This is a genomic window from Streptomyces sp. NPDC048637, assembly GCF_040650675.1.
Classification (GTDB): domain Bacteria; phylum Actinomycetota; class Actinomycetes; order Streptomycetales; family Streptomycetaceae; genus Streptomyces.
The window spans coordinates 15,329-40,921 of the sequence record NZ_JBEZHQ010000010.1 but is presented as its reverse complement, the minus strand read 5'-3'; the positions used below and the strand labels follow the sequence as shown (position 1 = coordinate 40,921).

The following is a 25,593-nucleotide window of genomic DNA, read 5'->3' as shown; positions in this document are numbered from 1 at the left end:
ATGACCGCCGGGCAAGCAGGTCCCGGACGCACGGCGCACGACAGGACGGGACGTACGCAATGTCACCTTCGTCGGTCCTGCTCCGCTACGGAGCGCCTCGCTCTGCGCCGATTCACCGCGGGCGACGCGGAGTTGGCGGTCGCGCTGCACGGTGATCCAGAGGTCCTGCGCCTCACCGGCACCGGTCGGCCGGTGGACAGGGCGACCGCGGCCGGCCGGGAGCCGGGGCCGGCCCGGCCCTGATCCGGAAGACGCCCCTAAAGAACGGCCGGAGTTACGGGCCGACGGCTCCGCGCGCTCATTGCGCGCCGCGGATCTTGTCGAGCTTCTTCGCGAGCGCCTTCGTCTCCGCGATCAGCTGGTCGTGTGCGTGCTGCTGCGCCTTGTCGCCCTGGTCCTTGAACGCCCCGCTGAAATGTGGCGTGAGTTGGGTCCACCAGCCGTAGTCCAACATCGCCCATGCCTGCGGGCACAACGGGGCGCGGGTCTTCGGCAGGTAACCCGCACCGACCAGGGGCCCGTCGAACCTCTTCGGGTCGCTCCCCTCCAGGTAGCAAAGGAAGGTGAAGACGCGCTGCTGGGTGACAGGGTGATCGCTCGACAGCCCTTCCAGCGTCAGCCTGCCCTCCTCGCGGGCGAGCTCGTCGAAAAGGATTGCGGTTGCCAGCGACGGCTCCGGTCCGACCTCGTTGACGGTGTAGAACGACGCGAACCCGTCGGCGGCGTCCTCCTCCAGGCCGAGGTTCGCCAGCAGAAGCTGACGCTGCAGTGCATGCCCCATCTCGTGGCCGAAGATGAACTGGGTCGACAGCGCGGTCAGGTCGTCGGCGTTGAACCTGGCCTCGGGAAACAGGGCGGGACGCTTGACGGTCTTGACCACGTTGCCGAAGGTGCCTTCGATCTGGGTCAGGAACGACGGGGGCACAAAGATCGTCCTGCCGTCGGGCTGGGTGACCGCATCCGTGACCCCCGGCGGGACCTTATCGGTCACCTTCACGACCAGGTCGTGCGGGAGGGCGACCGACTTGTTCACCCAGTCGGCGACCTGTTCGAGCACGCGGGACTTCCGGATCACCGCTACGGCCTGCCGGTCCTTCGGCTTGATCGCGTTGCCCTGGTAGACGACCGTGACCTTGCCCGTCGTGGCCGTCTTGTCCGCGTCCGTCTTATTCGCGTCCGCCTCGTTCGCGTCCGCCCTGTTCGTGTCCGTCTTGCTGTCGTCGCCGCCACACGAGGTGACGGCGAAGCCGGCGACGAGCAGCGCCCCCGCGAGAGCAGTCCGCAACGCGACCGAGGACCCACCACTGCTCAGCACCCTGGTCAGCTCTTTCCTCGGTCAGGTCGTACCCCGGTCAGGTCGTTCCCCGGTCAGCCCGATCCTTGGTCAAGGCGTCGGGGCGGACGGGGCGGACGGGGCGGACGGGGCGGACGGTTGCACTTTCGTGGCCTACGGAGCCACGTCCCGGTCCCGGAGCCAGGACGCGCACCCGACACGCGGATTATGATCGACAAACCCCGTGTCCACAACGACCCGTTTGCGGCGTTTTTGTGAGCGTTTTCGTGGCGTTGGTCCAGCCCGGCGGGCCGACCGGCCCTAACTCTCCTCGCGGAGCACCAGGTGGAGCAGGCCCGGGAAGCGGGTGTCGAACGTCGGCAGCCGCCAGAGCACCGGCAAGCTGCTGCTGCGGGTGGGCTGAGGGGCCGGACATGCTTCGGATGGGTGGCCCATGCCCCAAGGTCGGCCTACCGGCGGGCCAGCCGCGGGTCCCGGTGTGCCGGACCGGGACGGCTCATCCCGTAGCGGAACTCCTTGAGCTGCTCCGCCGTGGGATACCACTGATGGCGGCAACGGCAGCACCACCAGCGCCAGTTGTCCCAGTCGGTGTTGGTGTGCGTGGTGTCCTTCCACAGCCAGTCGTCACAGTCGGGCGTGGGGCATTTCGGCGGCAGCGGCATGACGGGCCTTTCGTCGGTGACGGCTGCCCAGCCTTCTGTGCCGGCTGCCGCGCCGTGCGGCGGTTCGCCGCCCGCCACCCGAACGGGTAAGGGCCCCGGCGTGCAGGGCCCGGAACGCGCTCGCGGGCAGTCGCACACCGAGTGTGCGACTGCCCGCGGGATTCCGCGCTTCCCGTACGGCGGCTACTTCTTAGGCAGCCACTTCTTCCAGACCTCCGGGTGCTTCTCCACCCAGCGCTTCGCCGCCTCGTCGGCGGACAGGCCGCCCGAGGCGATCGATTCGGAGACCTCGTTCTGGTCGTCCTTGGTCCACTTGAAGTTCTTCAGGAACGCCGAGGCGCTGCCGCCCTTCTTGGCGAACTCCGTGTTGAAGTACTTCTGGAGGGGCGTGGTCGGATAGGCGCAGTCGATGGACTGGGGGTCCTCGGCACCCTTCTCCGCACAGGCGTCGGTGTACTTGGGGAGCTTGACCTCCACCATCGGCACCTGGTTGAAGAGCCACTGCGGCTCGTACCAGTACGTCAGGAAGGGCTTCTTCTGCTTGGCGAACTGCTGGATCTGGGTGATCTGCGCCGCCTCGGAGCCCGCGAAGACGACCTCGTAGTTAAGCTTGAGGTTCTTCACCAGCGCCTTGTCATTGGTGACGTAGGACGGCGAACCGTCCATCAGCTGGCCCTTGTTGCCACTCTCCGAGGTGCGGAGCTGGTCGGCGAACTTGTTGAGGTTCTTCCAGTTCTTGACCTCGGGGTGCTTGTCGGCCCAGTACTTGGGGACGTACCAGCCGATGTGGCCGGTGACGCCGTTACCGCCGCCCGCCGTGATCGTCTTCTTGTCCTTGACGTACCGCTGCTCCTGGTCGGGGTGGCCCCAGTCCTCCAGGATCGCGTCGACCCGGCCCTGGCTGAGGGCGTCCCAGGCGGGGATCTCGTCCACCTGGACGGTGTCGACGTGGTAGCCCATCTTGTGTTCGAGCAGGTACTTGGCGACCGCGACATTGGACTGCGCGCCGACCCAGGTCTGCGTCGAGAGGGTGACCGACTTCGAGCCCTTGGCCGCCGCGAACGGCGAGGCCTGCTTGGTCATGTCGGCCTTGCCGCAGGCGGACAGGGAGAGGGAGAGGACCGCCGTGCCGGCCAGCGCGGCCGTCCCGATGATCGTGCTTCGCTTACGGGACATGGTCAGGCTCCCTTCCCCGCCGTACGGCGTTCCGTGGGCTGGGTGACCCGGTCGAGCATCAGGCCCAGGCACACGATGGCCACACCCGCGACCAGGCCGAGGGCCAGGTCTCCGGTGGCGAGGCCGGTGACGACGTCGTAGCCGAGGGCACCGCCGCCGACCAGACCGCCGATGATGACGACGGCGAGGACGAGGACCACGCCCTGGTTGACGGCCAGCAGCAGGGCGGGCCGGGCCAGCGGGAGCTGGACCTGGCGCAGCATCTGCCAGCGGGTGGCGCCCAGCGAGCGGGCGGACTCCATGGCCGCCGGGTCCACCTGGCGCAGCCCCTGGGTGGTGATGCGGATGACGGCGGGCAGCGCGTAGACGACGGCCGCGGCGGCGGCCGGGGCACGGCCCACGGCGAACAGGGCGACCACCGGGATGAGGTAGACGAACTGCGGCATGGTCTGCATGACGTCCAGGACCGGGCGCAGGATCGCCTCCAGGCGCTTGCTGCCGGCGGCGAGGATGCCGACGCCGAAGCCCAGCACCAGGGTCACCACCAGCGCGGCGAGCACCTGGGAGAGGGTGTTCATCGACGGCTTCCACACGCCCAGCACACCGATGGCGGCCATCGCGAGGACGGCGGTCAGGGCGGTGCGCCAGGTGCCGATGAGCCAGGCCAGCGCGGCGACGATGAGCAGCGTGCCGTACCAGGGCAGCGCGGTCAGGCCGTCACGCAGCGGGTTGAGCACCCAGTTGGTGAAGTGCGCGGCCCAGTCGGCGGTGCCGCCGATGACCGGGACTCCGGAGTAGAGGTGGTCGACCATCCACTCCTTGAAGTCGTTGACGGGGCGGGCGACGTCCACGGCCCAGGCACCCGGCCAGACCAGCGAGCCGCTCAGCCGTCCGGCCAGGGCGAGCACGGCGGTGACCACGGCGATCCCGGTCCAGGCCTGCCAGCCGCGCAGCCACTTCGGGCCGGGGGCGGCGGTGCCGGCGCCGAGCCGTTCGCCGGCCGCAGCGGTGGTGCGGTCCATGACGATGGCCAGCAGCACGATCGGGATCGCGGCGGCGAGCGCGGCACCGACGTCGACCGAGGCGAGCGCCTGGTAGACGCGGTCACCGAGACCGGCGGCGCCGATCATCGAGGCGATCACGACCATGCCCAGCGCCATCATGATCGACTGGTTGACGCCGAGGAGGAGTTCCTTACGGGCCAGCGGGAGCCGGGCGGTCAGCAGCTTCTGCCGGCCGGTGGCGCCGAGCGAGGAGACGGCCTCCAGGACGCCCGGGTCGGCGCCGCGCAGGCCGAGCGCGGTCAGGCGGGCCATCGGCGGAGCCGCGTAGATGACGGTGGCCAGCAGCGCGGCCGGTACGCCGATGCCGAAGACCAGCACGACGGGGAGGAGATAGGCGAAGGCGGGCAGGACCTGCATGGTGTCCAGAACCGGGCGCAGGATCCGGAACAGCCGTTCCGAGAGGCCCCCGGCCAGGCCCAGCAGCGCGCCGACGAGGACCGAGCCGACCACGGCCACGACCATCAGGGCGAGCGTCTGCATGGTCGGGACCCACATCCCCAGCAGACCGCTGACCACGAAGGAGATCAGTGCGGTGGCGGCGATGCGGACCCCGGCGACGCGCCAGGCGACCAGCGTCACGCCGGCCGTCACACCGGTCCAGCCGAGCGCGAGCAGCAGCAGGTAGACGCCGCGTACGGAGATCACGACGGCGTTGGAGAGGTGGCCGAGGAAGTAGACGAACAGCGGGTGGCTGTCGCGGTTGTCGATGATCCAGTCGCTGGTCTTGCCGAGCGGCCCGGAGACATCGACGGTCAGGCCGGCGGGCCACAGGCTGCCGGACCAGGTGGCGTGCAGCAGCGGCACCAGGACGGCCGTGGCGAGGACGAGCAGCAGGAGCTTGCTGACGGCGCGGACCTGCAGCACGGCCCGCAGGGGGCCGGGGCGTTCGGCGTCGCTGAGCGGGCGCGTCGCAATCGGGGGCGTGGAAAAGAAGCTCACACGCGCCCCCTCTTCACGGTGCCGGTGGGCACATTCATCGCGGCGCAGCGCTGGGCCTCACGCCAGTGGCGCAGCCAGGCGGCGCGCAGCCGGGCCCGGGGCGTGGCGGCGGGAGCTCTGGAGCCGACGGCGCGGAGGGCGCCGCCGCGGGTGGTCGCGGTGTACATCAGGCAGCCACCTCACCGTGCTGCGGGCTGTCGAGCCGGGCGACCACGTTCAGCAGACAGGCGTGGTCGACGATGCCCAGGCAGCGTTTGCCCTCGACGACCCGGGCCGCCCCGCCGGAGCGGGCGACCGCCTCGATGGCGTCGGAGATCAGGGTGTCGGGGCTCAGCGCGGGGCCCTGGTCGGCCTCGCCGTCCTCGGCCGGGCGCATCGCGCGGCGCACGGTCAGCACCTGCTCGCGCGGGACGTCCCGGACGAAGTCGCGGACGTAGTCGTCGGCCGGGGAGCCGACGATCTCCTCGGGGGTGCCGAGCTGGACGATCTGCCCGTCCCGCATCAGGGCGATCCGGTCGCCGACCCGCAGCGCCTCGGAGAGGTCGTGGGTGATGAAGACCATGGTCCGGCCTTCCTCCTGGTGGAGGCGGCAGACCTCTTCCTGCATATCGCGCCGGATGAGCGGGTCGAGCGCACTGAACGGCTCGTCGAAGAGCAGGACTTCGGGGTCCACGGCGAGGGCGCGGGCCAGGCCGACGCGCTGCTGCTGGCCGCCGGAGAGCTGACCGGGGCGGCGCTTCTCCATCCCGGCCAGGCCGACCTTGCCGACCATCTCGTTGGCCTTCTCGCGGCGCTCCGCCTTGCCCATGCCCTGGATCTCCAGGCCGTAGGCGACGTTGTCGACGACGGTGCGGTGCGGCAGCAGGCCGAAGTGCTGGAAGACCATGGCGGCGCGGCGGCGGCGCAGTTCGCGCAGCGCGTTGCGGTCCATGGCGCGGACGTCCTCGCCGTCCATCTCCAGCTCGCCGCTGGTCGGCTCGATCAGCCGGGTCAGGCACCGTACGAGGGTGGACTTGCCGGAGCCCGACAGGCCCATGACGACGAAGACCTCGCCCTTGTGGACGTCGAAGGAGACATCGCGGACGGCGGCCACACAGCCGGTCTGCTCGCGCAGCTCCTGGGCGCTCAGTCCGGCGACCGAGGAGTCGCCGGGGATGCGGTCGGCCTTGGGGCCGAAGACCTTCCAGAGGTTGCGGACGGAGAACACGACCTCACGGCCGTCGGACGCCTCGGTGGCGGAGGAGTCCTCGGACGTACGGGCGCTGGGTATCTCGGATGCGCCGGCGGACGTGGTAGCCATCACGCATCACCTCCTTGGGTCGGGGCCTTATGGAGCAGTTCGGCGCACTTCTCCCCCACCATGAGCACGCCCAGCATCGGGTTGACGGCGGGCATCGTCGGGAAGACGGAGGCGTCGGCGATACGGATGCCGGCCAGTCCGCGGATCTTCAACTCGGGGTCGACGACGGCCAGTTGGTCGCCGGCGGCGCCCATCTTGCAGGTGCCGGCCGGGTGGTAGACGGTGTGTGCCGCCTTGCGCACCAGCTCACTGATCTCCGCGTCGTCGGTGACCTCGGGGCCGGGGAAGACCTCCCGCTTGAGCCACTTGGCGAACGGCTCGGCCTGGGCGATCTTGCGGGCCAGCTTGACGCCGTCGACGAGGGTCTTGCCGTCGTAGTCGTCCTCGTCCTCGAAGTACCGGAAGTCGAGGGCGGGCTTGGCCTCGGGGTCCGCGGAGGTGAGGTAGAGGCGGCCGCGGGAGCGGGACTTGGGGATGTTCGGGGTCATCGACACCCCGTGCTCGGGGCGCTCGTAGCCCAGCCGCTCGGGGTTGTCGGTGAAGGGGATCTGGTAGAAGTGGAACATCAGGTCGGGGCCCTTGTGCTCCGGGTCCCGCTTGACGAAGAGCCCCGCGTCGGAGTCCATCGCGGAGTTGTCCGGGATCGGTCCGTCGGTCTCCCAGACGATCACCGACTCGGGGTGGTCGATCAGGTTCTCCCCGACGCCCGGCAGGTCGAGCACGCAGGGCAGACCGAGCGCTTCGAGGTCCTTCTTCGGCCCGATGCCGGAGTGCATCAGCAGCCGCGGGGTGTCGACGGCGCCGGCGCAGACCAGCACCTCGCGGGCGGCCTCGACGTAGACCTCCTCGCCGTCCTTCGTCCGGACGTGGACGCCCTTGGCGGTGGTGCCGTCCAGCTCCAGCTTGTACGCCCAGGTCTCCAGCATCAGCGTGAGGTTCGGGCGGTCACCGGCCTCGATGTGGGGGTGGAGGTAGGCGACGGAGGCGGAGGAGCGCTTGTTGTTCTCCGGGTGGTAGGAGAGGTCGAAGAAGCCGACGCCCTCCTCGAAGGGCTTGTCGTTGAAGCCGACGACCTCGGGGACGCCGAGGGCGCTCTTGGTGGCCTCGATCCAGTCGGTGGCGATCTGGTTCTGGTCCTTCTTCGCCACCCGCACGATGTTGTTGCGCAGCTTGCCGAAGTACGGGTCCATCTCCTTGGCGCCCCAGCCGGCCGCGCCCGCCGCTGCCCACTCGTCCCAGTCGGACGGCAGCGGCTTGAAGGAGATCAGCGTGTTGTGGGAGGAGCAACCCCCGAGCACCTTGGCGCGGCTGTGCAGGATGTGCGAGTTGCCGCGCGGCTGCTCGGTGGTCGTGTACTCGTAGTCGAGGTCGCCGCCGAGCAGGCCGAGCCACTTGCGCAGTGTCAGGACGTCCTGGCGGTCGATGTCCGAAGGGCCGCCCTCGATGACGGCGACCGTGACGTCCGGGTCCTCGGTGAGGCGGGAGGCGATGACGGAACCGGCGGTGCCGCCGCCGACTACGACATAGTCATACACAGGCATTGGGGGTGCTCCTTCTTACAACGTGCGTGGTGCGGGTGGCGCCAAGGGACGGGGCGGGGTGTCAGCCCGCGAACCAGCGCACCGGCTCCGGCCGGAGGTTCTCGTAAATGTGCTTGCTCTCGCGGTACTCGTCCAGACCCGTGGGACCCAATTCCCGTCCGATCCCGGACTTGCCGAAGCCGCCCCACTCCGCCTGCGGGAGGTAGGGGTGGTAGTCGTTGATCCAGACCGTGCCGTGCCGCAGCCGGGCGGCGACCCGGCGGGCGCGCGCGGTGTCGGCGGAGAAGACGGCCCCGGCCAGGCCGTACTCGGTGTCGTTGGCGAGCGCCACGGCCTCGTCCTCGGTGGTGAAGGTCTCCACCGTCAGGATCGGACCGAAGGTCTCCTCACGGATCACCTTCATCTCGCGGTGGCAGCCGTCGAGCACGGTCGGCGCGTAGAAGTAGCCGGTGGCCGGGCGGACGTCGGACGGCTTGGGCCGGGCGCCACCGCAGCGCAGCTGGGCGCCCTCGGCCAGCGCCGAGGCGACATAGGCCTCGACCTTGTCGAGCTGCTGCTGGGAGACCAGCGGGCCGCACTCGACTCCGTCCTCGGTGCCCCGGCCGAGCTTGATCTTCTCGGCGCGGCGGGCGAGCTCGGAGACGAAGCGGTCGCGCACCGACTCCTCGATGATCAGCCGGGCGCCGGCCGAGCAGACCTGCCCGCTGTGGATGAACGCGGCGTTCAGCGCCTGGTCGACGGCGGTGTCGAAGCCCTCTTCCGTGGCACACGCATCGGCGAAGACCACATTGGGGTTCTTGCCGCCCAGCTCCAGGGCGATCTTCTTGGCGCCGGAGACCGCGGCAGCGCCCGCCTTCGTCCCGCTGACGAGTCCACCGGTGAAGGAGAACAGGTCGACGTCCGGGTGCTCGGCCAGCCGCTGGCCCACCGGGAGGCCCGCACCGGTGACGATGTTGGCGACCCCGGCCGGCAGCCCGGCCTCGGCCAGCAGCTTGACCAGGTGCACGGTCGACAGCGGGGTGACCTCGCTGGGCTTGATCACAAAAGTGTTGCCGGCCGCGAGGGCCGGCGCGATCTTCCAACTTGCCTGCAGCAGCGGGTAGTTCCACGGCGTGATGAGCGCGCAGACACCGACCGGCTCATGCACGACCACGCTGTGCACATCCGGCGAGCCGGCGTCGACGACCCGGCCGCCGCTCTCGTTCATCACCACATCGGCGAAGTACCGGAAGGCGTTGGTGACGTCGTCGACGTCGACCCGGCCCTCCTCCAGCGTCTTGCCGGTGTCCCGGCTCTCGATGAGGGCGATCACCTCGCGGTCGCGCTGCAGCAGGTCGGCGACCCGGCGGAGCAGCGCGGAGCGCTCGGCGACGGCCGTACGGGGCCAGTCACCCTGGTCGAAGGCCCGGCGGGCGGCCGCGACCGCCGCGTCGGCGTCCTCGGCACCGCCCTCGGACACCAGCTGGAGCGTCGTCGCGTCGGCGGGGTCGAGGACCTCCCGCGTGCCGCCGGATGCGGCGGCCAGCCACACCCCGTCTACGTGAATGGTCTCGATTGACGACACGTCGTTCTGCCTTCCGGTTAAACCGATCTCGTTCCCACTGGTGCAACCACTGGCGTCACCAGCAACGTGGACCCCTCCCCGGAAGCCGCGGACCTATGCCCAAACGTTCATGGAAAGTGACTCGACTCACTGAATGTGCGGCCGAATGTCCCGGAACGTACCCTGAATAGCCGTATGTCCCAGGCTGCCTTTCCCCTCGGGACCGGAGGTATCCAGATGACCAGCAGACGGCGTGCCGCCACCGCCACCGCGGCCCTGACCTGCGGTGCGGCCCTGATCGCCGGGGCCGCCTGCACCGGCGCAGCGGCGGCCGAGGATCCGGACGGCGGCGAGGGCGACCTCGCGAACAAATCGGCCCAGCAGATCGCCGACGACTCCCTCCACCAACTGGTCGCCGCGAAATCGCTGCGGTTGCGCACCCAGAGCAGTGCTGATCCCACCAAACTCGACCTCACCCTCGACCGCGCCGGCAACTGCACCGGCGCCATCAGCAAGGGCGAGCTAGGCCGCGTCGATCTCGTCAAACGCGGGAACCAGGTCTGGATGAAGCCGGACGCCGCCTTCTGGAAGAGCCAGCTGCCCGGGAACGCGGGCAACGACGCCGCCGCCAAGTACAAGAACACCTTCCTGCACGGCACCACCAAGAACGCCTTCCTCCACAACCTCTCCACCGCCTGCGACCTCACCGCGTTCCAGAAGACCGCCGCACCCCCCGAGAACCCGCCCTCCGGCGCTCCCTCGCCCTCCGCCACCCCCACCCTCACCAAGGGCCGGCCGACCACCCACGAGGGCACCCGCGTCCTCCCCGTCGTCAAGAAGGCCCAGGGCGCCGTCCAGACCCTGTACGTGGCCATCGACGGCAAGCACTACCCCCTCAAACTCACCGCGGAGGTCGACCACCAGACCGGCACCATCCTGCTGAGCAACTACGACAGCCCGGTCTCCGCCAAGACGCCCGCCCCCGGCGATACGGCCGACATCTCGGTACTGGAGGACCAGCTGCGGGGTGCCCAGCGGGCGTGACCACCGATACGGCACGTAACTGTTCGTACATACGTATCGTTGAACCGTGCGGCTGCCCGCGACGCACGGGCGGCGGGGAGGAGCGGCACGGTGGCCATCAGCCTTGACCGGACCGAGACGATCGAGACCGACGGGACCGCGATGGCAGAGCCCGCTGAGCGGCGCAATGAGCTGAGCCTGGACGAGCTGTTCGAGCAGCTGGGGCGGGTGCCCACCCCCGAGGGATACAAGGTCGAGATCGTCGAGGGGGCCGTGTACATGACGCCGCAGTGCGACGTCCATTGGCAGACCATCCGCCGGATCGTGCGGGCATTGGAGGACCACTTCGGGATGGACGTCCCGGTGACCTCGGACGTGCGGATCACCTTTCCCGGCGAGCGGAACCGCTTCGCCCCGGACGTCGCCAAGCTGTCCGACGGCGCCGAGAAGGACGAGTTCGGGCGCTGGCGCCACCAGGACGTCGAGTTCATCGCCGAAGTGATCTCCCAAGGCACCGCACCGAACGACTACGGCCCGAAGAAGACGGCCTATGCCCTCGCCGAGGTCCCGGTCTACATGATCGCCGATCCCTACACCGGCCGGTGCCGCGTCTTCACCGAACCGCAGGACGGCGACTACAAGGTCGACCTCGCCGTCGCATACGGCTTGCCCATCGACCTCACCCGCACGGTCGCCGGAATCACCCTCCCCACCGAAGAGTTCCCCAGGGACTGATCCGCGGGCAGGCCGTCACCCGCGCTGCCGAACCGGAGGGGCCGTGACCCGCGGCCCGGAAGACAATGCAGGCATGGCTGACACAGCGGCGAAAGCAGTGCTCGAAGGCGGCCCCGAGGAGCTCCCCGCGCGGATCGTGCCGATCGATCCTCCCGGGACCGAGCTGAAGATCCCGTTCCGTAATGGCTATGAACACTTCCGCGCCACCGGCCGGCAGCAGCACACCTCCGAGGGCGCACTGCCCGTCTACGAGTGGTGGGAGCGCACGGAGCTGCCCGGGTAGCGACGCTCCGCGCGCTGTGCCTACCGCTCAGGTGTGGGGAACGAAGGTCCGCAGCGCGAGCTGCTGGATCCACTCCTGTTCCGGCCAGTCGGTCTCGGGGCCCAGGACGAGTACGGCGAACTGGCGGCCGTCGGCGGCCGTGAAAGCACAGTCGACGACCTTGACGCGCGTACCGAGCCGCTTGCTGTCATAGGCGTAGACCAATTGGTTGGCGTCTATGCCCGGCCCCGGGAAACCCAGCGGCTCAAGGCTGATCTCCTCGTAGCCGGGGTTGCCGGCCAGGCCCTGAGACGCCTGCCGCAGCGCCTCGCGCGGGGTGATCTCGGGATCGCTGATCTCGAAGATCTGCACCAGTCCGCGGTCGTCCGGGGCCGTGTAGAACACCCCGGTCTTGCGTTCGCTGCGCGTCCAGGAGCCGGGCACCGCGAGGGTGAAGCCCTTCTTGTCGTGGGCGAGACGGTAGCCGTCGGGCAGGTCGGTGAGGGTGGGGGCGGGCGCGGGGCTGTCCGGAGCGCCGGTGGACGGACCGGTGGCCGGACGGGACGGGGCGGAGGACTCGCTACGGGCCGGCGGCCGGGCGGAGGCCGGATCGTCGTCGGGCCCCCAGAGCAGATAGCCCCCGCCGACGGCCGCCGCGATCACGGCCACCGCGACACCGGCCACCAGTCCCGTCCGGCGCCGGGCACCGGGGTCGTAGCCGATGTCTGCTTCGGGGGTGCGGTGCGGGTCGGCGGCGGGGCCCGGTAAGCCGCCGGTGCACGCGCTGGGGTGCGGATACGGGTACGTGCTGCGCGGCGGCGCGGCCGGAGGCTCAGCGGCCGGGGGCGCGTCGGCCCCGCCGTCGCCTGCCCCGCCGTCCCCCGGCCCGCCCACCGGTGGTGTGAAGGACGGCCGGGGCGGCATCGGGCCCGTGTAGCGCGCGGGTGGCGGGGTGCCGTCCTCCCAGCTCTGGGTCTCGTTGTTCCAGCGGGCCTGGCCCCCGTGATTCATGTCAGCCTCCCGCCAGGGCCGTAACCGCCTGCGTCACCGCGGCACCGGAGGCCAGCAGGCCCACCACCGCGCCGGCGTCGGCGAGCGCCGTACGGAGCCGGGACAGCCGGCCGGGCCCCGCCGCCCCCTGGTCCGCGATCTCCGCCTCGGTCTCGGCGAGTTCCCCGCTCAGCGCCGTGATCTGCGGACTCTCCACGGCCCGGGACAGATCGTCGCGCAAGGCACGGACGGCGCGCAGCAGTTCCTCCTGCGCCGGGTCCGCAGGGGCGGCCCCGCCCTCGTAATGGGTCACGGTGTTGTGGTCGCCAATGGCGAAGGCACCCCGGACGCTGCCGATGTGGATGCCCTTGCCGCGCTCGTCAGCCGTTGCCACGCTGGGTACTTCCCTTCTAATCGGAGCCGCGATGGGGGGTGTTGTGGGTGATCGTGTTGTGGTCGCCGACGCCGACGGCGCCCTGTGCGGACTCGATGTAGACGCCGCCCTCGGCGACATGCACCACCCGCTGCTCGAACTCGGCGGTCTGATAGCCCGCCTCGCGCAGCGCCGTGGTCACCCCGGCCACCACCCGCTGCTGAACGGTCCCCAGATAGCGGGCGACGTCCATGTCCTGGAAGAGCGACGATTCACCGAACGAACCCAGCTCGCGTACGGAGGCACCGGGGCCTTCGGGGAGCGCCGCGCCGTGTCCCTCGGTGCCCAGCTGCCAGCTCGCCAGCAGGCCGCGCAGCAGCGTGAGGAGGGCATCTACGGCGGAGCGCGGGGTGTGGGACAGCGCCCACACCGCCTTGCCGAAGTGGTCGTGGCGCCGGAACTGGTGGGCGAGCCGGTCGGCGTCCTGGAAGAGCTGCCGCAGCGGCAACAGCACATGCGGTGCCACCTCCAGCATCAGCATCCCGCCCTGCGTGTGCACCCGTACGAAGAGCGTGGTGACGATGCCCTCGTCCCAGCCGCCGATACGGATGCGCAGGAAGTGCCGGCGGGTCTCGCCGCCCTCCTCCACCGCCGCCGCGCGGTGCCCCTCGAACTCCGCCGGTGCGTACGGCGCCGCGGTGCGGGTCGGCAGCCCCTCGGCCGGCAGGAAGACGCACTCGTCCATCTCCAGCGCGCGCAGCCGGTCGCGCACCGCTGCCGCCCCCGGCGAACCGTGCGGTGACGGCACCCGCAGCGCCGCCACCAGCGGGATGATCCGGGCCAGGATGGCGCCGTTGTCCAGCGGTTCGGGCTCGCGGTCCGCACGGGGGTTCAGCTCCACCGCCAGCGACCAGGTCTTGTACGGGTATCCGGCGCCGCAGAACGGGTGGGCGGCCCGGTACATCACCAGCGGCCCGTGCTGCTCGACCCGCACCCGCTCCCGCAGCCGCCGGGAGCGCTGACTCTGGGACCGTTCGGCAGGGTCGGACATGACGTCGGGGAAGCGTTCCCTGGACAGTTCGCGCGCCAGCGCACGGGCGAACTGGCCGCGTTGCAGCGCGACCACGACGGCCAGCGCCAGCGGCAGCAGCAGCGCGATCCACACCGGCAGCAGGGTGTTGACCCCCATGCCGCCCCCGAGTGCGGAGACACCCGTTCCCACGCTGAGGGCGCCCTCCGACGACGGGCTGCCGTGCGAGCCGTAGCTGTCCGGGGCGCCGCTCGTCAGGGGGTTGAGGGCGTCCGGGACGGGGAAAAACACCCAGTCCACGCTCACGTTGGCCCCGCCGAACGCCACGACCAGCAGCGACAAGCAGTAGAGCGTCAGCGACAGCCGTCCGTACCAGCGCAGTACGAAGGCGCACAGCACAGCCAGCCAGCGCGGGATCGGTGCCCGGTGGACAGCGCGGCCGAGTGCCATCAGGACGATGGGGAACAGGTAGAGCACCACGAGGCCCGCGGACAACGGGATGGCCGCGATCCATAACAGCACGATCGCTGCCGCCCAGCTCAGTTCCAGCCGCCGGGCGCGCAACGCGTGGGCCAGGACCCGGGCGGCGTCGATACCCAGCGAGGGCGCGGCGAACCGCTCCTCGTGGACGTACAGCTCGTCGATGACGGCGTCGCGGAAGGTGTCGTCCAGGTAGGTACCGGCGCACAGCAGCCGGGTGGCCTCGCTGGCGCCCGGCGGGGTCGGGAGGAGCGGCGGGGGCCCGGCGCCCTCCGGTGTCCGGCCCGACCGCCGGGGGCCGTCGGGCTCTCCTTGCTGCTGAGGCACATCCGTACGAGCCATGGCCCTCCCCCGAAACACCAACTGGCCGCCCCGCTGGCCTGGTTGACGGGCGAGCTGCCGGTGGCCGGGCGCGGGGCAGTGCGGAAGCCGCAGCATAAGGGAGCGAAGCGCTCCGTGTCAGCGCGATGACGCAAGGTTGCCGCGCGGCCTGCGGGCCCCGTCGCAACCCTGCACGTTCACGGCGATCACCAGCACGACCAGGACCAGCTCATGGACGGGCACTCAGCGTCGAGACTCGCATCTGCGACAATGCGGATATGTCACATATTGCCTTGATGGATGTAGTTGACGAAGTCCTCGATGGGCCACGCCCGTTGCCGATAGTTTCAGCAGGGGATCCCGTTCTCCGGCGTAAGGCATCGGCGCTCGAAGGGCAGCTGGATGACGACCGGTTGCAGCGCCTGGTGCAGGCGATGCGTGTAACGATGCACGAGATCACGGGAGCAGTCGGGCTGGCGGCGCCGCAGGTGGGAATCCCGCTCCGGCTAGCCGTCCTGGAAACCCCTCCCGAACTGGCCACAAGGCTGGCCGAGCGAGGAGAGCAGCCGGTTCCCTTCACCGTACTGATCAATGCCTCGTACAAACCGGTCGGTACTCGCCGCACAGCCTTCTTCGAGGGTTGCCTGAGTGTTCCCGGCTGGCAGGCCGTGGTGGCTCGCACTGACCGGATCGCGCTCACCTGCGAGGACGAAGCCGGCCGGAGAATTGAAGCCGAGCACGAAGGGGTGGCCGCCCGCATCATGCAACACGAGATTGACCATCTGGACGGAACTCTGTACCTCGACCGCGCGGAGATCCGGTCCCTGTCGAGCATGGAGGAGATAATCCAGCGCTGGATGCCAGCGGGCCTGGAAGCGGCTGCTCGCGAACTCGGCTTCAGCCTGCCGAAGGCCGATGGCGCCGGTCAGTGAGGAGACCAACCCGCCCCAGCCGCCCTCGGCCAGGCCCAGCGCCCGGCCGAGGGCGGCTGCGCGTACTGCCTGCGCGGGTCAGACGGACGCGGGGAACTCCCCGTCCTTGAGGGCAGCGACGAAGGACGACCAGCCGCCCGTCGGGAAGACCAGCACGGGGCCGTCAGGGTCCTTACTGTCACGGACGGGGACGGCGTCGGGGATACCGGGGGCTATTTCGATGCAGTTGCCGCCGTCGTCGTGGCTGTAGCTGCTCTTCATCCAGGTGAGCGCCACTTCGATGCAGTCGCCGCCATCGTCGTGGCTGTAGCTGCTCTTGATCCATATCGCTGTGCTCAGCTGGTGCTTGTCCATGGTCCCCGTACCCTTCCATGAAGTCGCCGATCAGCGCGGCGGATTCGGGGGCTGACAGAGCATCCGCCCTGAGCACATCATAGGTCTGGCTGTGGCGGGCGAAGACGGCCGGATCGTCGTGGAAATGACCACGCTCCAGGGACTCCGAGTAGAGCCAGCATTCCCCGTCGGGCAGCGTGATCAGGGCCATGGAGGCTTTGGGTCGCCGAACCTCGGCACGGTCGGCCGGGGCAACCTGAACGCGGATGTTGGCGTACTGCCCGACCCTCAGCAAGTGAGCGCACTGGTCGCGCATGACTGCCGGACTCCCCACCACATTGCGCAGGCAGCTCTCATCCAGAACGGCCACGTACAACGGGCCGTTGACAGTCAGGAAGCGCTGCTGTCGGCTCAGTCGCGCCCGGACTCGTTCCTCCACCTTCTCGGCGTTCGTGATGCGACGGCTGAACAGCGCGTGCGCGTAGTCAGGTGTCTGCAACAGCCCCGGGATGACCTGCTCTTGATATGCACGCAGGGCCACCGCCTCCGCATCCATCTCCGCCCGCCGCTCGAACCAGTCCGGATGCTGCACCTCCGGATACCAGTCGATCCGCCCCCATAACCGCAGCAGCACTCCCCCCGTCCCCAGCAGTTCATCGCACTGCTTGGCGAAGGTGTCCTGCGGTACGCGCGTGCCCGCCTCCACGCGGGCCACCTGCGACCGGTCGCACGGGATCTTGTTCGACAAGTCCGCCTGCGTGAACCCCGCCGCCTCCCGGAAGTGCCTCAACACCTCCCCGAAGACGGCGGCATTGGTGGCTGCCGTCCCACTCGTGGCGTTGCGTCGTCGTCGGCTCACCGCATCCCCCTTGGTGCCAGATGGTGAGTGTCACGCGTCTGACGTTGCGGCCCGCACTACGGGGCGCAACGCTGAACACACCCAACGTAATGGGTCATCCGGCCGACCGCGCCGCCTTCTCGCCAACCAACTTCTGGGAGTCAATGAGCATGAGTTACGACCGGGATGCCGTCCCCGCGCACATGCCGGGGCTGCGCCTGCTGCCGTGGGAGAGCGAGGGCGGGAAGCCGTGCTTCTTGTCGGCGGACGGGGCCGGGGGCGTGCTGTCCCGGCTGGCCGATGAGATCGAGGCGGAGCAGCTGTGTGACGGTGCCGATGTCCTCAAGGGCGCGGTGGCCGTACTGGACGACGGCAAGGCGGGGGAGCATGCGGTGCGGCTGGCGCTGCGGGCGACCACGCAGGCCTTCGGCAACGTACTGCGCGTCGCCGACAGCCGGGGCGCACGCCTGCCCGTGGCGGCGGACGGTGATCACGAGGCCGACGACAGGGAGCTGCGGGCCGAGCCCCAGATGACCGAGCGCACATGACCGAGCCCGCACGGCCGTTGCGGACCGTGCGGGCTCGGGAGGTGCTGCGGTGCCGCCCGTGTGGAGCGGCCGCGGCGGTGGGTCAGCCGAGGAGGCCGAGACCGCGGACGGCCTCGCGCTCCTCCGCCAGCTCCGCCACGGACGCGTCGATGCGCTCGCGGGAGAAGTCGTTGACCTCCAGGCCCTGGACGATCTCGTACGTGCCGTCCTTGGTGGTGACGGGGAAGGAGGAGATCAGGCCCTCCGGGACGCCGTAGGAGCCGTCCGAGGGGATACCCATCGAGGTCCAGTCGCCGGCGGCGGTGCCGTTGACCCAGGTGTGGACGTGGTCGATGGCGGCGTTGGCGGCGGAGGCGGCGGAGGACGCGCCACGGGCCTCGATGATCGCCGCACCGCGCTTGGCGACGGTCGGGATGAAGTCCTCGGCCAGCCACTTCTGGTCGCCCACGACCTCGGCAGCGTTCTTGCCCGCGACCTCGGCGTGGAAGATGTCGGGGTACTGGGTGGCGGAGTGGTTGCCCCAGATCGTCAGCTTGCGGATCTCGGAGACCGGGGTGCCGGTCTTCTTCGAGAGCTGCGACAGCGCGCGGTTGTGGTCCAGGCGGGTCATCGCAGTGAAGCGCTCACGCGGTACGTCCGGCGCGGCGGCCTGGGCGATCAGGGCGTTGGTGTTGGCGGGGTTGCCGACGACCAGGACCTTGATGTCGTCCGCGGCGTGGTCGTTGATGGCCTTGCCCTGCGGCTTGAAGATGCCGCCGTTGGCCTCCAGGAGGTCGCCGCGCTCCATGCCCTTCGTACGGGGGCGGGCGCCGACGAGCAGCGCGACGTTCGCGCCGTCGAAGGCCACGTTCGGGTCGTCGGAGATGTCGATGCCCTGCAGCAGCGGGAAGGCACAGTCGTCGAGCTCCATGGCGGTGCCCTCGGCGGCCTTCAGACCCTGGGGGATCTCCAGAAGGCGCAGCTTGACCGGCACGTCGGCGCCGAGCAGATGACCGGAAGCGATGCGGAAGAGCAGTGCGTAACCGATCTGGCCGGCTGCGCCGGTGACGGTGACATTGACGGGAGTGCGGGTCATGGCGATCTCCTGCGCGGTGTTTTCCGGGGGCAAGCCCCTGGACCACCATGGGTGGCGGTGGGTGTCCCTGCCCAGCTATCGAGGTCTCTTGGTATCGAGAGACCCGGCCGTCAGGCTATCGGACCCCTGCCCGGGACAGGCGACGGGCCGGGGTGGAACACCTCACCGGGTGCCTCCGGACGTCCGGAACACGGCGGTGCGGGGGTCCGGCGTGCGCTCCGCGCGGGCCGCTGCGGCCAAGGGGCGGCGGCCGCCCGCTCAAGGAGGGGGGAGTGCGGGCGGCCGCCCAGTTGTGCCACACCCGTGGGGGGGTATTCGTCGCATGCCCGGGATCCCGGCGGGCATGCCCCCTGTCTTTCGGACATCCTCCGCGGGCGGCGTTCCCGGGCCTGCGGGTGGGCGGGGCGGCCCCCGCTCCGGGCGGTTTCCCCGCCCGGGCCAGGGACGCCGCGGCCCCGGCCACGATCCGCCGGACAGGCCCCTAGCGGACCGGCGCGCCGGAAGACGGGGCGGGTGCTCCGGCGGGCGTGGCCGGAACCGGACGGGAGCAGCCCTTCACGCCCGCCACGGTCGTCCCGCAGGCCGCGACCTTCGCCGGGTCCCCGGTCACCTCGACCATCGGGGTGTAGGCGGCACCGTCCCGCTCGGCGCGCGCCGTGGCGCTGTGGCCGCCGGCGCTGAGGGTGGCCTGGTCGCCCGGGGCCGCACGGCTGATCCGGGCCCAGGCCGTGTGGCAGACCTTGCTGTAGCGGACCTCTATCACCGCGCGGCCCGCGCGTCCGCGGGACGGGGTGATGGCATGCGCGCCGCCGCAGCCCATCGCCTCCGGGTCCTTGCCCACGCAGCCGGCGCCGGTGCAGCGCACCCCGGCCGGCAGGACCTGCTTCGCGCTCGGCGCGGCCGCGGGCCGGGACGCCGCCTTCTCGGCCGTGCCGCCGCCCGGGTTCAGCAGCAGTACGGCGGCACCGGCCACCAGTGCCGCGCCGGCCGCACCGACGGCGAACATGACCGTCCGGCCACGGCGGCCGCGGCGGGCCGGGGCCTGGGCCGGGGGCTGCGCCGCGGCCGGGGACCGGTCCGCTGCCGCCGCCCATTCGGGAAAGTCCGCGGCCGACGGGAGGTCCGTGCGCCGCTGTTGGGGCACCGACGGCAGCTGTGCCGTCCGGGGCGCCTCCGCGGCCTGTGCGGCCTGGTTGGCCGGTGCGGATTTCGCCCTCTTCGCCCGGGGTTCGGCCGCCTGCTGCTCGGTGCCCAACTCCCCCAGCGCGGCGCGCGCCTGGGCCACGCTGATCGCTTCCATGGTGACGTCCTGCCGCATCTCTTCGCGGCTCCAGACCCGTTCGGCCAGCTCCCACAGGGTGGTGAGGTGGGCGGGGTGGGCGCCGGTCGCCTCGGCGAGCGCGACCACGGCGCGCTGCGGTGGCAGCAGCCGCCCGTTGAGATAGCGCTCCCAGGACGTTTTGCTGTAGCCCGTGGCGTCCGCGACGGCGGCCACGCCCAGTCCGCTGCGGTCCACGAGCCTGCGCAGCTGACCGGCGAACTCCCGCACCTGCGGATCCAGTTCCTCCGGAAGCGCCTTCCAGCGAGGCATTGCCTCCCCCTTATCCCCACTCACGTGCCCGAGCGCGGCTCCCCCGGACCGCCCTCCTTGCTCCCCGTAGGGACGCCCCCGGCCGGGAGGCGATCCCCTTTCACAGGCGCACGGGAGCATTCGGGCATAGGTCACCCCTCCGTGCGCCCCGTGACCCCTGCAGTGTGGCATTTCCGTCGGAGTCCAGACGACTTCCGTACGTATCCTGACAACATCCGGCCAGGATGTAGCCACTATCGGCCCCGCTCAGGCACTATGCCGAGAAGCACATCTTGGGCCCGCCGCCCGCCGGATAGAGGCACAGACGGACCCCCTCGGGCCCGCGGGCCGCCACCATCGGCGTGACGAGAGAGGCCTCGGCGTCGAACCGGTCCAGCACCCGCACCGACCGCGGTGTCACCCCCGGCACCACGACCTCGACCCGGTCCCCGATCCGGCCGTTACGGACCCGCCCCCAGACCGCGCCGCACAGCGTGCCGTAACGGAGCTGCACATGCTCTCCCCCGGCCGCGGTGCGCTCCACGGGCGTCCGCACCAGGTCCGGGAGTTCGCAGCGCATCGACTCCGGGTCCTTGCCGTCGCATGCCGCCGCCCGGCAGCCGGTCACTTCGGAAGCCTCAGGCGCGGCACCCACCACCGGGCCACCGCCCCCACCGGCCCCCGCCCGGACGGCCAGCGCCATGACGACCGCCACGAAGACCGCCACCCCGCCGGCAGCGGCACCGGCCGCCACGCCCGCCAACCGCCGGGCCCGCTGCGCCCGCTGTGCCCACTGTGCCCGCTGTGCCCGCTGTGCCCGCTGTGCCCGCTGTGCCGACCGTGGCGCCAACTGCCCCCGACGGGCCGCGGCCTGACCGCCCACCGGGGGCACGGTCACCTCAACCACGGGCGCACCCGGCGCGCTTGTCTCCCCCGGCCCGCCGGCCGCCGCGCTTCCCCCGCCCCGGGCCTGCGCCGCTCGCCCGCCCCGGGCCTGCGCCGTGCCCCCACCCCGGACCTGCGCCGTGCCCGACCGGCCCCGTCCGCTCCAGGCCGCGTCCGCCAGCTCCCACAGCGCCACCAGCCGGCCGGCCGGTTCCCCCGCCAGTCGGCACAGCGCCTCGACCGCGTCCCGCGGCGGCAGCTTCTTCCCGTTGAGATAGCGCTCCCAGGACGACTTGCTGTACGCGGTCCGGGCGGCGAGCGCGGCCAGGCTCAGCCCCGTGCGCGCCCGCAACTCCCGCAGCCCCGCGGCCAGCCGGGAACTCTCGACCCCGTCCCGCAGCTCACTGCCGGGCCCGCTCACCGGCGCAGCGCCTTCCAGGTGGCGGGGCCCACGATCCCGTCCGTGGGCAGCCCCGCTCCGGCCTGCAGACGCTGGACGGCGCGGCGGGTCCGGCCGCCGACGATGCCGTCCACCACGCCCGGGTCGTACCCCTGGTGGTGCAGCAGGCACTGTGCCTCGACGACGTCCCAGCCCTCCGCGCCGCTGGTCAGAACCGCCGTGTCCGTACTGCTGTGCCCGGCGTACAGGGCGCCGCCCCGGCGCTGGACACGGCAGCCGAAGGCCTCCCCCGGCCGGTGTGTGAACCCCGGTGCGGCACCAAGGGCACGACCGGCCAACGCGGCGCCCGCACCGCGCCAGACAGCCGTGTGCTCCTGCCAGGGACGGAGAACCAGCAGCGCCACCCCGGCCACCATGAGCACGGCCAGCGCGCCCAGGACGAGCGGCCCGAGCGGCACCTGGCGGCCGGTCCCGGGAACGCCGTCCACAGCGGGTACCGGCGTCTCCTCGTCACCCGCCGCCCGCGGTGGCGGCCCGCTCCGGCCCGGCGGGACGGGCGGAACGGGCGGGACCGGCGGGACCGGCGGTATCGACGAAATCGGTGGTATCGACGAAATCGGCGGAATCGGCGGCCGGGGTTCCAGCGATTCCGGTGATTCCGGCGATTCCGGCCGCCCGGCGCTCCAGGCCTGCGCGGCCACCTCGTGCAGCGCCAGCAGCCGGGTCACATCGGCCCCGCAGGCCCGCGCCAGCGCCTCCACGGCACCGGCCGGCGGCAGCTTCTTCCCGTTGAGATAGCGCTCCCAGGACGACTTGCTGTACGCGGTCCGGGCGGCGAGCGCGGCCAGGCTCAGCCCGCTGTGGTCCTTCAACCTCCGCAGCTGTACGACCAGTTGCCGCACCCGGTGGTCCAGCGATGCGGGCAGCCCGCTCCAACGCGACATGTCCCACCCCATACGCGTGCGTTCCCCCGAGGCCATGGCCCCCTGTGTCGCCGATGATGGCGCGGATGCCCCCTCCGTTTCTGCCCTTTGCCGTTCCGCACGCTGTCCGGGACAGTGTCCGGGCCCCTCCCCGTCCCACCGAAGCCTCCCGGACGGCGGCGTCCCCGCAGGTCAGCGGCTGGGACATCCCACAGCGTCCCTTCCGGGGCGGTCGCCGTGGCCGGACACCGGCGGGTGGGCGCAGAGTCGGTGGCGCAACAGCGGGCGGCGGTCGATCTCACGCCGCCTCCGCCGTATACGGGGAGGAACCCACACCATGAACGTCCGCAAGCGCATCGCCCTCACCGCGGCCGCCGTGGCCGTCTCCGGAGGCCTGGCACTGGCCCCGGCCGCCGGCGCGTCCGCCGCCCCGGCACCGGCCAAGCACGGCTCGGTCACCGTCCAGCGGGCGCCGGCCAACTGCCCGCGCGGCTACCTGTGTGTCTACCCGCGGTCGAACTACAAGGGCACACCGAAGAAGGTCAAGTCGAACAACCGGAACCTCAAGCACTACGGCGGCGCCTTCAACTGGCCCATGTCCGCCTACAACAACGGCACCCAGTGCAGCGTGACCGTCTACGAGAAGGCCAACTACCGGGGCCGGCACGCCAAGCTGAACCGTGGCACCGGCTGGAAGTTCATCGGCACCAACATCATGACCATCTACTCCAACAAGTGGTGCGTGCGCTGACCCGGCCGGCCGGGTAGTGCAGTTCGTCACAGCACGGCGGCGGCCCGCCTTCTCCCGAGGGGAGGGGCGGGCCGCCGTCATCGCCGTAGCGGCCGTGCACCCGGCCGCTACGGGGGAAACACCTAGGGGGAGACCACCTAGCGCACCGTGAAGTGGACGATGTCGTCCAGGAACGGGATATGGATCCACGGCTTGGGCTGCACCATCAGCGACAGCATCACGATCACGAAGCCGAGCAGACCGTATGTCGCCATGTCGGTGAAGCGGGAGCGGACAGCCAGCATCCCCACCGACGGCAGCACCCGCCGCAGCACCGCCCCGGCCAGCAGGGAGAGCCCGATCACAATCGCCCCGATACGGAACGCGTCGAGCGCCACGAGCAGCAGTCCGACCGCGACCCCGCCCATGACGCTGAGCAGCGGCCACTGCCGGGCGGGCGCGGGATGGCCGCCCGAGGCCGCGCGGCCGCCGCCTTCCGGCCGGGCCGTGTCGCGGGTGAGCGTCGGGAAGCGGCGCGAGGAGCGCTGCGGCTCGGAGGCTCCATCCGAATGCGCTTCGGCACCCATGTCGGGCAGTCCCTTCCGGTGTCCGGATACGTCTGTCGAAGACAAGGGTCTCAGGTTCCGCCGCGGTCAGCCGGCCGCGCGCTCGGCGGCCTCGACGACGTTGACCAGCAGCTGGGCGCGGGTCATCGGGCCGACACCGCCCGGGTTAGGGGCGACCCAGCCGGCCACCTCGGCGACGCCCGGGTGCACATCGCCGACGATCTTGCCGGCCTCGTCGCGGCTGACACCGACGTCCAGGACGGCCGCGCCCGGCTTGACGTCCTCGGGCTTGATGATGTGCGGCACACCGGCCGCGGCGACGATGATGTCGGCCTGCTTGAGGTGCGCGGACAGATCACGGGTGCCGGTGTGGCACTGGGTCACCGTGGCGTTCTCGGACTTGCGGGTCAGCACCAGCGGCATCGGGCGGCCGATGGTGATACCGCGGCCGACGACCACCACATGCGCGCCCTTGATCTCGACCTCGTGCCGCCGCAGCAGCTGGACGATGCCGTACGGGGTGCACGGCAGCGGGCCCTCGATGCCGAGGACCAGCCGGCCCAGGCTCATCGGGTGCAGCCCGTCGGCGTCCTTGGCCGGATCCATCAGCTCCAGGACACGGTTGGCGTCGATGCCCTTGGGGAGCGGAAGTTGCACGATGTAGCCGGTGCAGGTGGGGTCCTCGTTCAGCTCCCGTACGACCGCCTCGATCTCTTCCTGGGTGGCGGTCGCCGGCAGTTCGCGCTGGATCGAGGCGATGCCGACCTGGGCGCAGTCGCGGTGCTTGCCGTTGACGTACCAGCGGCTGCCCGGGTCGTCGCCGACCAGGAGGGTGCCGAGGCCGGGCTGCACGCCCTTGGCCTTCAGCGCCGCCACGCGGGTGGCGAGCTCGGACTTGATAGCGGCTGCGGTGGCCTTGCCATCCAGAATCTGGGCAGTCATGCCCCCCATCCTCCCGGATGAGGGCGGTCACGTTCCAATCAGGGCAGGCGGGGCGCCCGTGGCCGGAATTGATCATTGCACTTGCACAACAGTGAGCAACCTTGACTGGACAGAGTGAATGCGCAACTAGAACTATTGACGCGCAGTGCCGCAGGCTTCGTCGGGGGGTGGCCAGTGAAACCTGTTTTTCCTCCCAGTCATGCCGCGTCGTCCCCGACTGACACAACGGAGGAAAACAGCAGTGAGCTTTGGTGACCCGAACAACCCTTACGGCCAGCAGCCGCAGGCGCCGCAGGGTCCGTACGGCCAGCAGCCGCAGGCGCCGCAGGGCCCGTACGGCCAGCAGCCCCCGGTCCCGCCGCAGGGGCAGCCCGGCTACGGTTACCCCCAGCAGGCCCCGCAGCAGCAGCAGCCGTACGGCTACCCCCAGCAGCAGGCCGCCCCGCAGCAGCAGGCTTACGGCTACCCGCAGCAGGCGGCGACCCCTTACGGCCAGCCCATGCCGGGCATGGGCATGCCCGCCGGGTACGCGAGCTGGGGTGCCCGCCTCGGCGCCTTCCTGCTCGACGGCCTGATCATCGCCGGTGTGCCGATCATCCTGTACATCGTCTCCGCCGTCATGACGGCCAGCTCGATCACCTCGGCCCGCCCGGACTACTCCGGCTGCCAGACGGGCGACTACACCTGCATGCAGAACGCGGCCAACGATGCGGTGTCGAGCAGCACCCCGACCGGCGCCATCATCATGACGGTGATCGCGTGGCTGATGATCGTGGGCGGCAGCTTCTTCCTGATGGCCAAGGAAGGCAGCACCGGCCAGACCCCGGGCAAGAAGGCGCTGGGCATCAGGGTGCTCAAGGAGACCACCGGCCAGCCCCTCGGCTTCGGCATGACGTTCGTGCGTTACCTCTGCCGCTACCTGAACGGCCTGCTGTGCGGCATCGGCTGGCTGTGGCCGCTGTGGGACGACAAGAGCCAGACGTTCGCGGACAAGCTGGTCGGCTCCTTGGTCGTCAAGGCCCAGTAATCCCGTCACGGGCCGGCCGCCGGCCCGCTGAGCACCACTCCCCGAAGGCCCCCTCGCAACAGCGCGATCGGGGGCCTTCGCGGCTTTACGG

At 70.9% G+C, this 25,593-nt stretch carries 25 protein-coding genes and 1 pseudogene; 7 read left to right on the top strand and 19 right to left on the bottom strand.

Annotation, left to right across the window (positions count from 1 at the left end; genetic code table 11):
- Positions 1–298: 298 nt before the first annotated feature.
- The 8 genes from AB0C46_RS15495 to AB0C46_RS15460 all read right to left on the bottom strand — a co-directional run bounded on the left by AB0C46_RS15495 (position 299) and on the right by AB0C46_RS15460 (position 9,540).
- Positions 299–1,315, bottom strand: coding sequence for a DUF4344 domain-containing metallopeptidase (locus AB0C46_RS15495; protein WP_362828324.1), 1,017 nt, complete (start codon positions 1,313–1,315; stop codon positions 299–301).
- Positions 1,316–1,743: 428 nt separating this feature from the next.
- Positions 1,744–1,956: a hypothetical protein gene (locus AB0C46_RS15490; protein WP_362828323.1), complete on the bottom strand. Its 213-nt coding sequence runs from the start codon at positions 1,954–1,956 to the stop codon at positions 1,744–1,746.
- Positions 1,957–2,139: 183 nt separating this feature from the next.
- Positions 2,140–3,132: an ABC transporter substrate-binding protein gene (locus AB0C46_RS15485; RefSeq protein ID WP_362828322.1), complete on the bottom strand. Its 993-nt coding sequence runs from the start codon at positions 3,130–3,132 to the stop codon at positions 2,140–2,142.
- Positions 3,133–3,134: 2 nt separating this feature from the next.
- A complete protein-coding gene (locus AB0C46_RS15480) occupies positions 3,135–5,135 on the bottom strand; it encodes an ABC transporter permease subunit (protein ID WP_362828321.1) in 2,001 nt (666 codons plus the stop codon).
- Positions 5,132–5,302 (bottom strand): hypothetical protein, encoded by a 171-nt coding sequence (locus AB0C46_RS15475; protein WP_362828320.1) that lies wholly within the window; start codon positions 5,300–5,302, stop codon positions 5,132–5,134. The genes AB0C46_RS15480 and AB0C46_RS15475 overlap by 4 nt, the downstream gene beginning before the upstream one ends.
- Positions 5,302–6,435, bottom strand: coding sequence for a glycine betaine/L-proline ABC transporter ATP-binding protein (locus AB0C46_RS15470; protein ID WP_362828319.1), 1,134 nt, complete (start codon positions 6,433–6,435; stop codon positions 5,302–5,304). Before AB0C46_RS15470 ends, AB0C46_RS15475 begins: the two co-directional genes overlap by 1 nt.
- A complete protein-coding gene (locus AB0C46_RS15465) occupies positions 6,435–7,976 on the bottom strand; it encodes a GMC oxidoreductase (protein ID WP_362828318.1) in 1,542 nt (513 codons plus the stop codon). Before AB0C46_RS15465 ends, AB0C46_RS15470 begins: the two co-directional genes overlap by 1 nt.
- Before the next feature lie 61 nt (positions 7,977–8,037).
- Positions 8,038–9,540: an aldehyde dehydrogenase family protein gene (locus AB0C46_RS15460; protein ID WP_362828317.1), complete on the bottom strand. Its 1,503-nt coding sequence runs from the start codon at positions 9,538–9,540 to the stop codon at positions 8,038–8,040.
- A 216-nt stretch (positions 9,541–9,756) separates the two neighbouring features.
- Here AB0C46_RS15460 and AB0C46_RS15455 point away from each other — a divergent pair, with 216 nt between their 5' ends.
- The 3 genes from AB0C46_RS15455 to AB0C46_RS15445 all read left to right on the top strand — a co-directional run bounded on the left by AB0C46_RS15455 (position 9,757) and on the right by AB0C46_RS15445 (position 11,560).
- Complete coding sequence (locus AB0C46_RS15455) at positions 9,757–10,563, top strand: hypothetical protein (protein WP_362828316.1); 807 nt, start codon at positions 9,757–9,759, stop codon at positions 10,561–10,563.
- A 141-nt stretch (positions 10,564–10,704) separates the two neighbouring features.
- Entirely contained in the window at positions 10,705–11,277 is a 573-nt protein-coding gene (locus AB0C46_RS15450) for a Uma2 family endonuclease (protein WP_362828484.1), read from the top strand.
- Positions 11,278–11,350: 73 nt separating this feature from the next.
- The gene (locus AB0C46_RS15445) at positions 11,351–11,560 is read left to right on the top strand and encodes a DUF5988 family protein (protein WP_362828315.1); all 210 of its coding nucleotides are present in this window, start codon (positions 11,351–11,353) and stop codon (positions 11,558–11,560) included.
- 27 nt (positions 11,561–11,587) lie between these two features.
- Here the strand turns inward: AB0C46_RS15445 and AB0C46_RS15440 are convergent, their stop codons facing one another.
- From AB0C46_RS15440 to AB0C46_RS15430, 3 genes are read right to left on the bottom strand one after another with little or no spacing between them, the layout of a single operon-like run.
- Positions 11,588–12,550, bottom strand: coding sequence for a hypothetical protein (locus tag AB0C46_RS15440; RefSeq protein WP_362828314.1), 963 nt, complete (start codon positions 12,548–12,550; stop codon positions 11,588–11,590).
- 1 nt (position 12,551) lies between these two features.
- Positions 12,552–12,923 carry a hypothetical protein gene (locus AB0C46_RS15435; RefSeq protein ID WP_362828313.1) on the bottom strand — a complete coding sequence of 124 codons (372 nt, stop codon included), beginning with the start codon at positions 12,921–12,923 and terminating at the stop codon, positions 12,552–12,554.
- A 16-nt stretch (positions 12,924–12,939) separates the two neighbouring features.
- Complete coding sequence (locus AB0C46_RS15430) at positions 12,940–14,754, bottom strand: hypothetical protein (protein WP_362828312.1); 1,815 nt, start codon at positions 14,752–14,754, stop codon at positions 12,940–12,942.
- 275 nt (positions 14,755–15,029) lie between these two features.
- Here AB0C46_RS15430 and AB0C46_RS15425 point away from each other — a divergent pair, with 275 nt between their 5' ends.
- Entirely contained in the window at positions 15,030–15,665 is a 636-nt protein-coding gene (locus AB0C46_RS15425) for a peptide deformylase (protein WP_362828311.1), read from the top strand.
- A gap of 78 nt (positions 15,666–15,743) precedes the next feature.
- Here the strand turns inward: AB0C46_RS15425 and AB0C46_RS15420 are convergent, their stop codons facing one another.
- Positions 15,744–16,019 carry a DUF397 domain-containing protein gene (locus AB0C46_RS15420; protein ID WP_362828310.1) on the bottom strand — a complete coding sequence of 92 codons (276 nt, stop codon included), beginning with the start codon at positions 16,017–16,019 and terminating at the stop codon, positions 15,744–15,746.
- Positions 16,020–16,107: 88 nt separating this feature from the next.
- Positions 16,108–16,791 (bottom strand): annotated as a pseudogene (locus AB0C46_RS15415) (helix-turn-helix transcriptional regulator); the annotation flags it as partial.
- A gap of 215 nt (positions 16,792–17,006) precedes the next feature.
- Between AB0C46_RS15415 and AB0C46_RS15410 the strand changes: the two are divergent.
- Entirely contained in the window at positions 17,007–17,384 is a 378-nt protein-coding gene (locus AB0C46_RS15410) for a hypothetical protein (RefSeq protein ID WP_362828309.1), read from the top strand.
- 82 nt (positions 17,385–17,466) lie between these two features.
- Here the strand turns inward: AB0C46_RS15410 and AB0C46_RS15405 are convergent, their stop codons facing one another.
- The 4 genes from AB0C46_RS15405 to AB0C46_RS15390 all read right to left on the bottom strand — a co-directional run bounded on the left by AB0C46_RS15405 (position 17,467) and on the right by AB0C46_RS15390 (position 22,258).
- Positions 17,467–18,459 (bottom strand): malate dehydrogenase, encoded by a 993-nt coding sequence (locus AB0C46_RS15405; RefSeq protein ID WP_362828308.1) that lies wholly within the window; start codon positions 18,457–18,459, stop codon positions 17,467–17,469.
- A gap of 481 nt (positions 18,460–18,940) precedes the next feature.
- A complete protein-coding gene (locus tag AB0C46_RS15400) occupies positions 18,941–20,050 on the bottom strand; it encodes a DUF2690 domain-containing protein (RefSeq protein WP_362828307.1) in 1,110 nt (369 codons plus the stop codon).
- Between the two features lie 253 nt (positions 20,051–20,303).
- The gene (locus tag AB0C46_RS15395; protein ID WP_362828306.1) at positions 20,304–21,335 is read right to left on the bottom strand and encodes a helix-turn-helix domain-containing protein; all 1,032 of its coding nucleotides are present in this window, start codon (positions 21,333–21,335) and stop codon (positions 20,304–20,306) included.
- On the bottom strand, positions 21,332–22,258 hold the full coding sequence (locus AB0C46_RS15390) for a helix-turn-helix domain-containing protein (RefSeq protein ID WP_362828305.1): 927 nt from the start codon (positions 22,256–22,258) through the stop codon (positions 21,332–21,334). Before AB0C46_RS15390 ends, AB0C46_RS15395 begins: the two co-directional genes overlap by 4 nt.
- A 316-nt stretch (positions 22,259–22,574) precedes the next feature.
- Here AB0C46_RS15390 and AB0C46_RS15385 point away from each other — a divergent pair, with 316 nt between their 5' ends.
- The gene (locus AB0C46_RS15385; RefSeq protein WP_362828304.1) at positions 22,575–22,988 is read left to right on the top strand and encodes a peptidase inhibitor family I36 protein; all 414 of its coding nucleotides are present in this window, start codon (positions 22,575–22,577) and stop codon (positions 22,986–22,988) included.
- A 137-nt stretch (positions 22,989–23,125) separates the two neighbouring features.
- Here the strand turns inward: AB0C46_RS15385 and AB0C46_RS15380 are convergent, their stop codons facing one another.
- Positions 23,126–23,554, bottom strand: a complete 429-nt coding sequence (locus AB0C46_RS15380) for a DUF3017 domain-containing protein (RefSeq protein WP_362828303.1) — start codon at positions 23,552–23,554, stop codon at positions 23,126–23,128.
- A gap of 66 nt (positions 23,555–23,620) precedes the next feature.
- Positions 23,621–24,475: a bifunctional methylenetetrahydrofolate dehydrogenase/methenyltetrahydrofolate cyclohydrolase gene (locus AB0C46_RS15375; RefSeq protein ID WP_362828302.1), complete on the bottom strand. Its 855-nt coding sequence runs from the start codon at positions 24,473–24,475 to the stop codon at positions 23,621–23,623.
- A 241-nt stretch (positions 24,476–24,716) separates the two neighbouring features.
- On the opposite strand from AB0C46_RS15375, the gene AB0C46_RS15370 reads away from it, so the two are divergent.
- Positions 24,717–25,502 carry an RDD family protein gene (locus AB0C46_RS15370; protein WP_362828301.1) on the top strand — a complete coding sequence of 262 codons (786 nt, stop codon included), beginning with the start codon at positions 24,717–24,719 and terminating at the stop codon, positions 25,500–25,502.
- The last annotated feature ends 91 nt before the right edge of the window (positions 25,503–25,593 follow it).

Bases quoted from the DNA above. Each gene is read 5' to 3' on its own strand.
- AB0C46_RS15490 (WP_362828323.1), bottom strand. From the start codon at position 1,956: ATGCCGCTGCCGCCGAAATGCCCCACGCCCGACTGTGACGACTGGCTG.
- AB0C46_RS15485 (WP_362828322.1), bottom strand. From the start codon at position 3,132: ATGTCCCGTAAGCGAAGCACGATCATCGGGACGGCCGCGCTGGCCGGC.
- AB0C46_RS15475 (WP_362828320.1), bottom strand. From the start codon at position 5,302: ATGTACACCGCGACCACCCGCGGCGGCGCCCTCCGCGCCGTCGGCTCC.
- AB0C46_RS15470 (WP_362828319.1), bottom strand. From the start codon at position 6,435: ATGGCTACCACGTCCGCCGGCGCATCCGAGATACCCAGCGCCCGTACG.
- AB0C46_RS15465 (WP_362828318.1), bottom strand. From the start codon at position 7,976: ATGCCTGTGTATGACTATGTCGTAGTCGGCGGCGGCACCGCCGGTTCC.
- AB0C46_RS15455 (WP_362828316.1), top strand. From the start codon at position 9,757: ATGACCAGCAGACGGCGTGCCGCCACCGCCACCGCGGCCCTGACCTGC.
- AB0C46_RS15450 (WP_362828484.1), top strand. From the start codon at position 10,705: ATGGCAGAGCCCGCTGAGCGGCGCAATGAGCTGAGCCTGGACGAGCTG.
- AB0C46_RS15445 (WP_362828315.1), top strand. From the start codon at position 11,351: ATGGCTGACACAGCGGCGAAAGCAGTGCTCGAAGGCGGCCCCGAGGAG.
- AB0C46_RS15440 (WP_362828314.1), bottom strand. From the start codon at position 12,550: ATGAATCACGGGGGCCAGGCCCGCTGGAACAACGAGACCCAGAGCTGG.
- AB0C46_RS15430 (WP_362828312.1), bottom strand. From the start codon at position 14,754: ATGGCTCGTACGGATGTGCCTCAGCAGCAAGGAGAGCCCGACGGCCCC.
- AB0C46_RS15425 (WP_362828311.1), top strand. From the start codon at position 15,030: ATGGATGTAGTTGACGAAGTCCTCGATGGGCCACGCCCGTTGCCGATA.
- AB0C46_RS15420 (WP_362828310.1), bottom strand. From the start codon at position 16,019: ATGGACAAGCACCAGCTGAGCACAGCGATATGGATCAAGAGCAGCTAC.
- AB0C46_RS15410 (WP_362828309.1), top strand. From the start codon at position 17,007: ATGAGTTACGACCGGGATGCCGTCCCCGCGCACATGCCGGGGCTGCGC.
- AB0C46_RS15405 (WP_362828308.1), bottom strand. From the start codon at position 18,459: ATGACCCGCACTCCCGTCAATGTCACCGTCACCGGCGCAGCCGGCCAG.
- AB0C46_RS15400 (WP_362828307.1), bottom strand. From the start codon at position 20,050: ATGCCTCGCTGGAAGGCGCTTCCGGAGGAACTGGATCCGCAGGTGCGG.
- AB0C46_RS15390 (WP_362828305.1), bottom strand. From the start codon at position 22,258: ATGTCGCGTTGGAGCGGGCTGCCCGCATCGCTGGACCACCGGGTGCGG.
- AB0C46_RS15385 (WP_362828304.1), top strand. From the start codon at position 22,575: ATGAACGTCCGCAAGCGCATCGCCCTCACCGCGGCCGCCGTGGCCGTC.
- AB0C46_RS15380 (WP_362828303.1), bottom strand. From the start codon at position 23,554: ATGGGTGCCGAAGCGCATTCGGATGGAGCCTCCGAGCCGCAGCGCTCC.
- AB0C46_RS15375 (WP_362828302.1), bottom strand. From the start codon at position 24,475: ATGACTGCCCAGATTCTGGATGGCAAGGCCACCGCAGCCGCTATCAAG.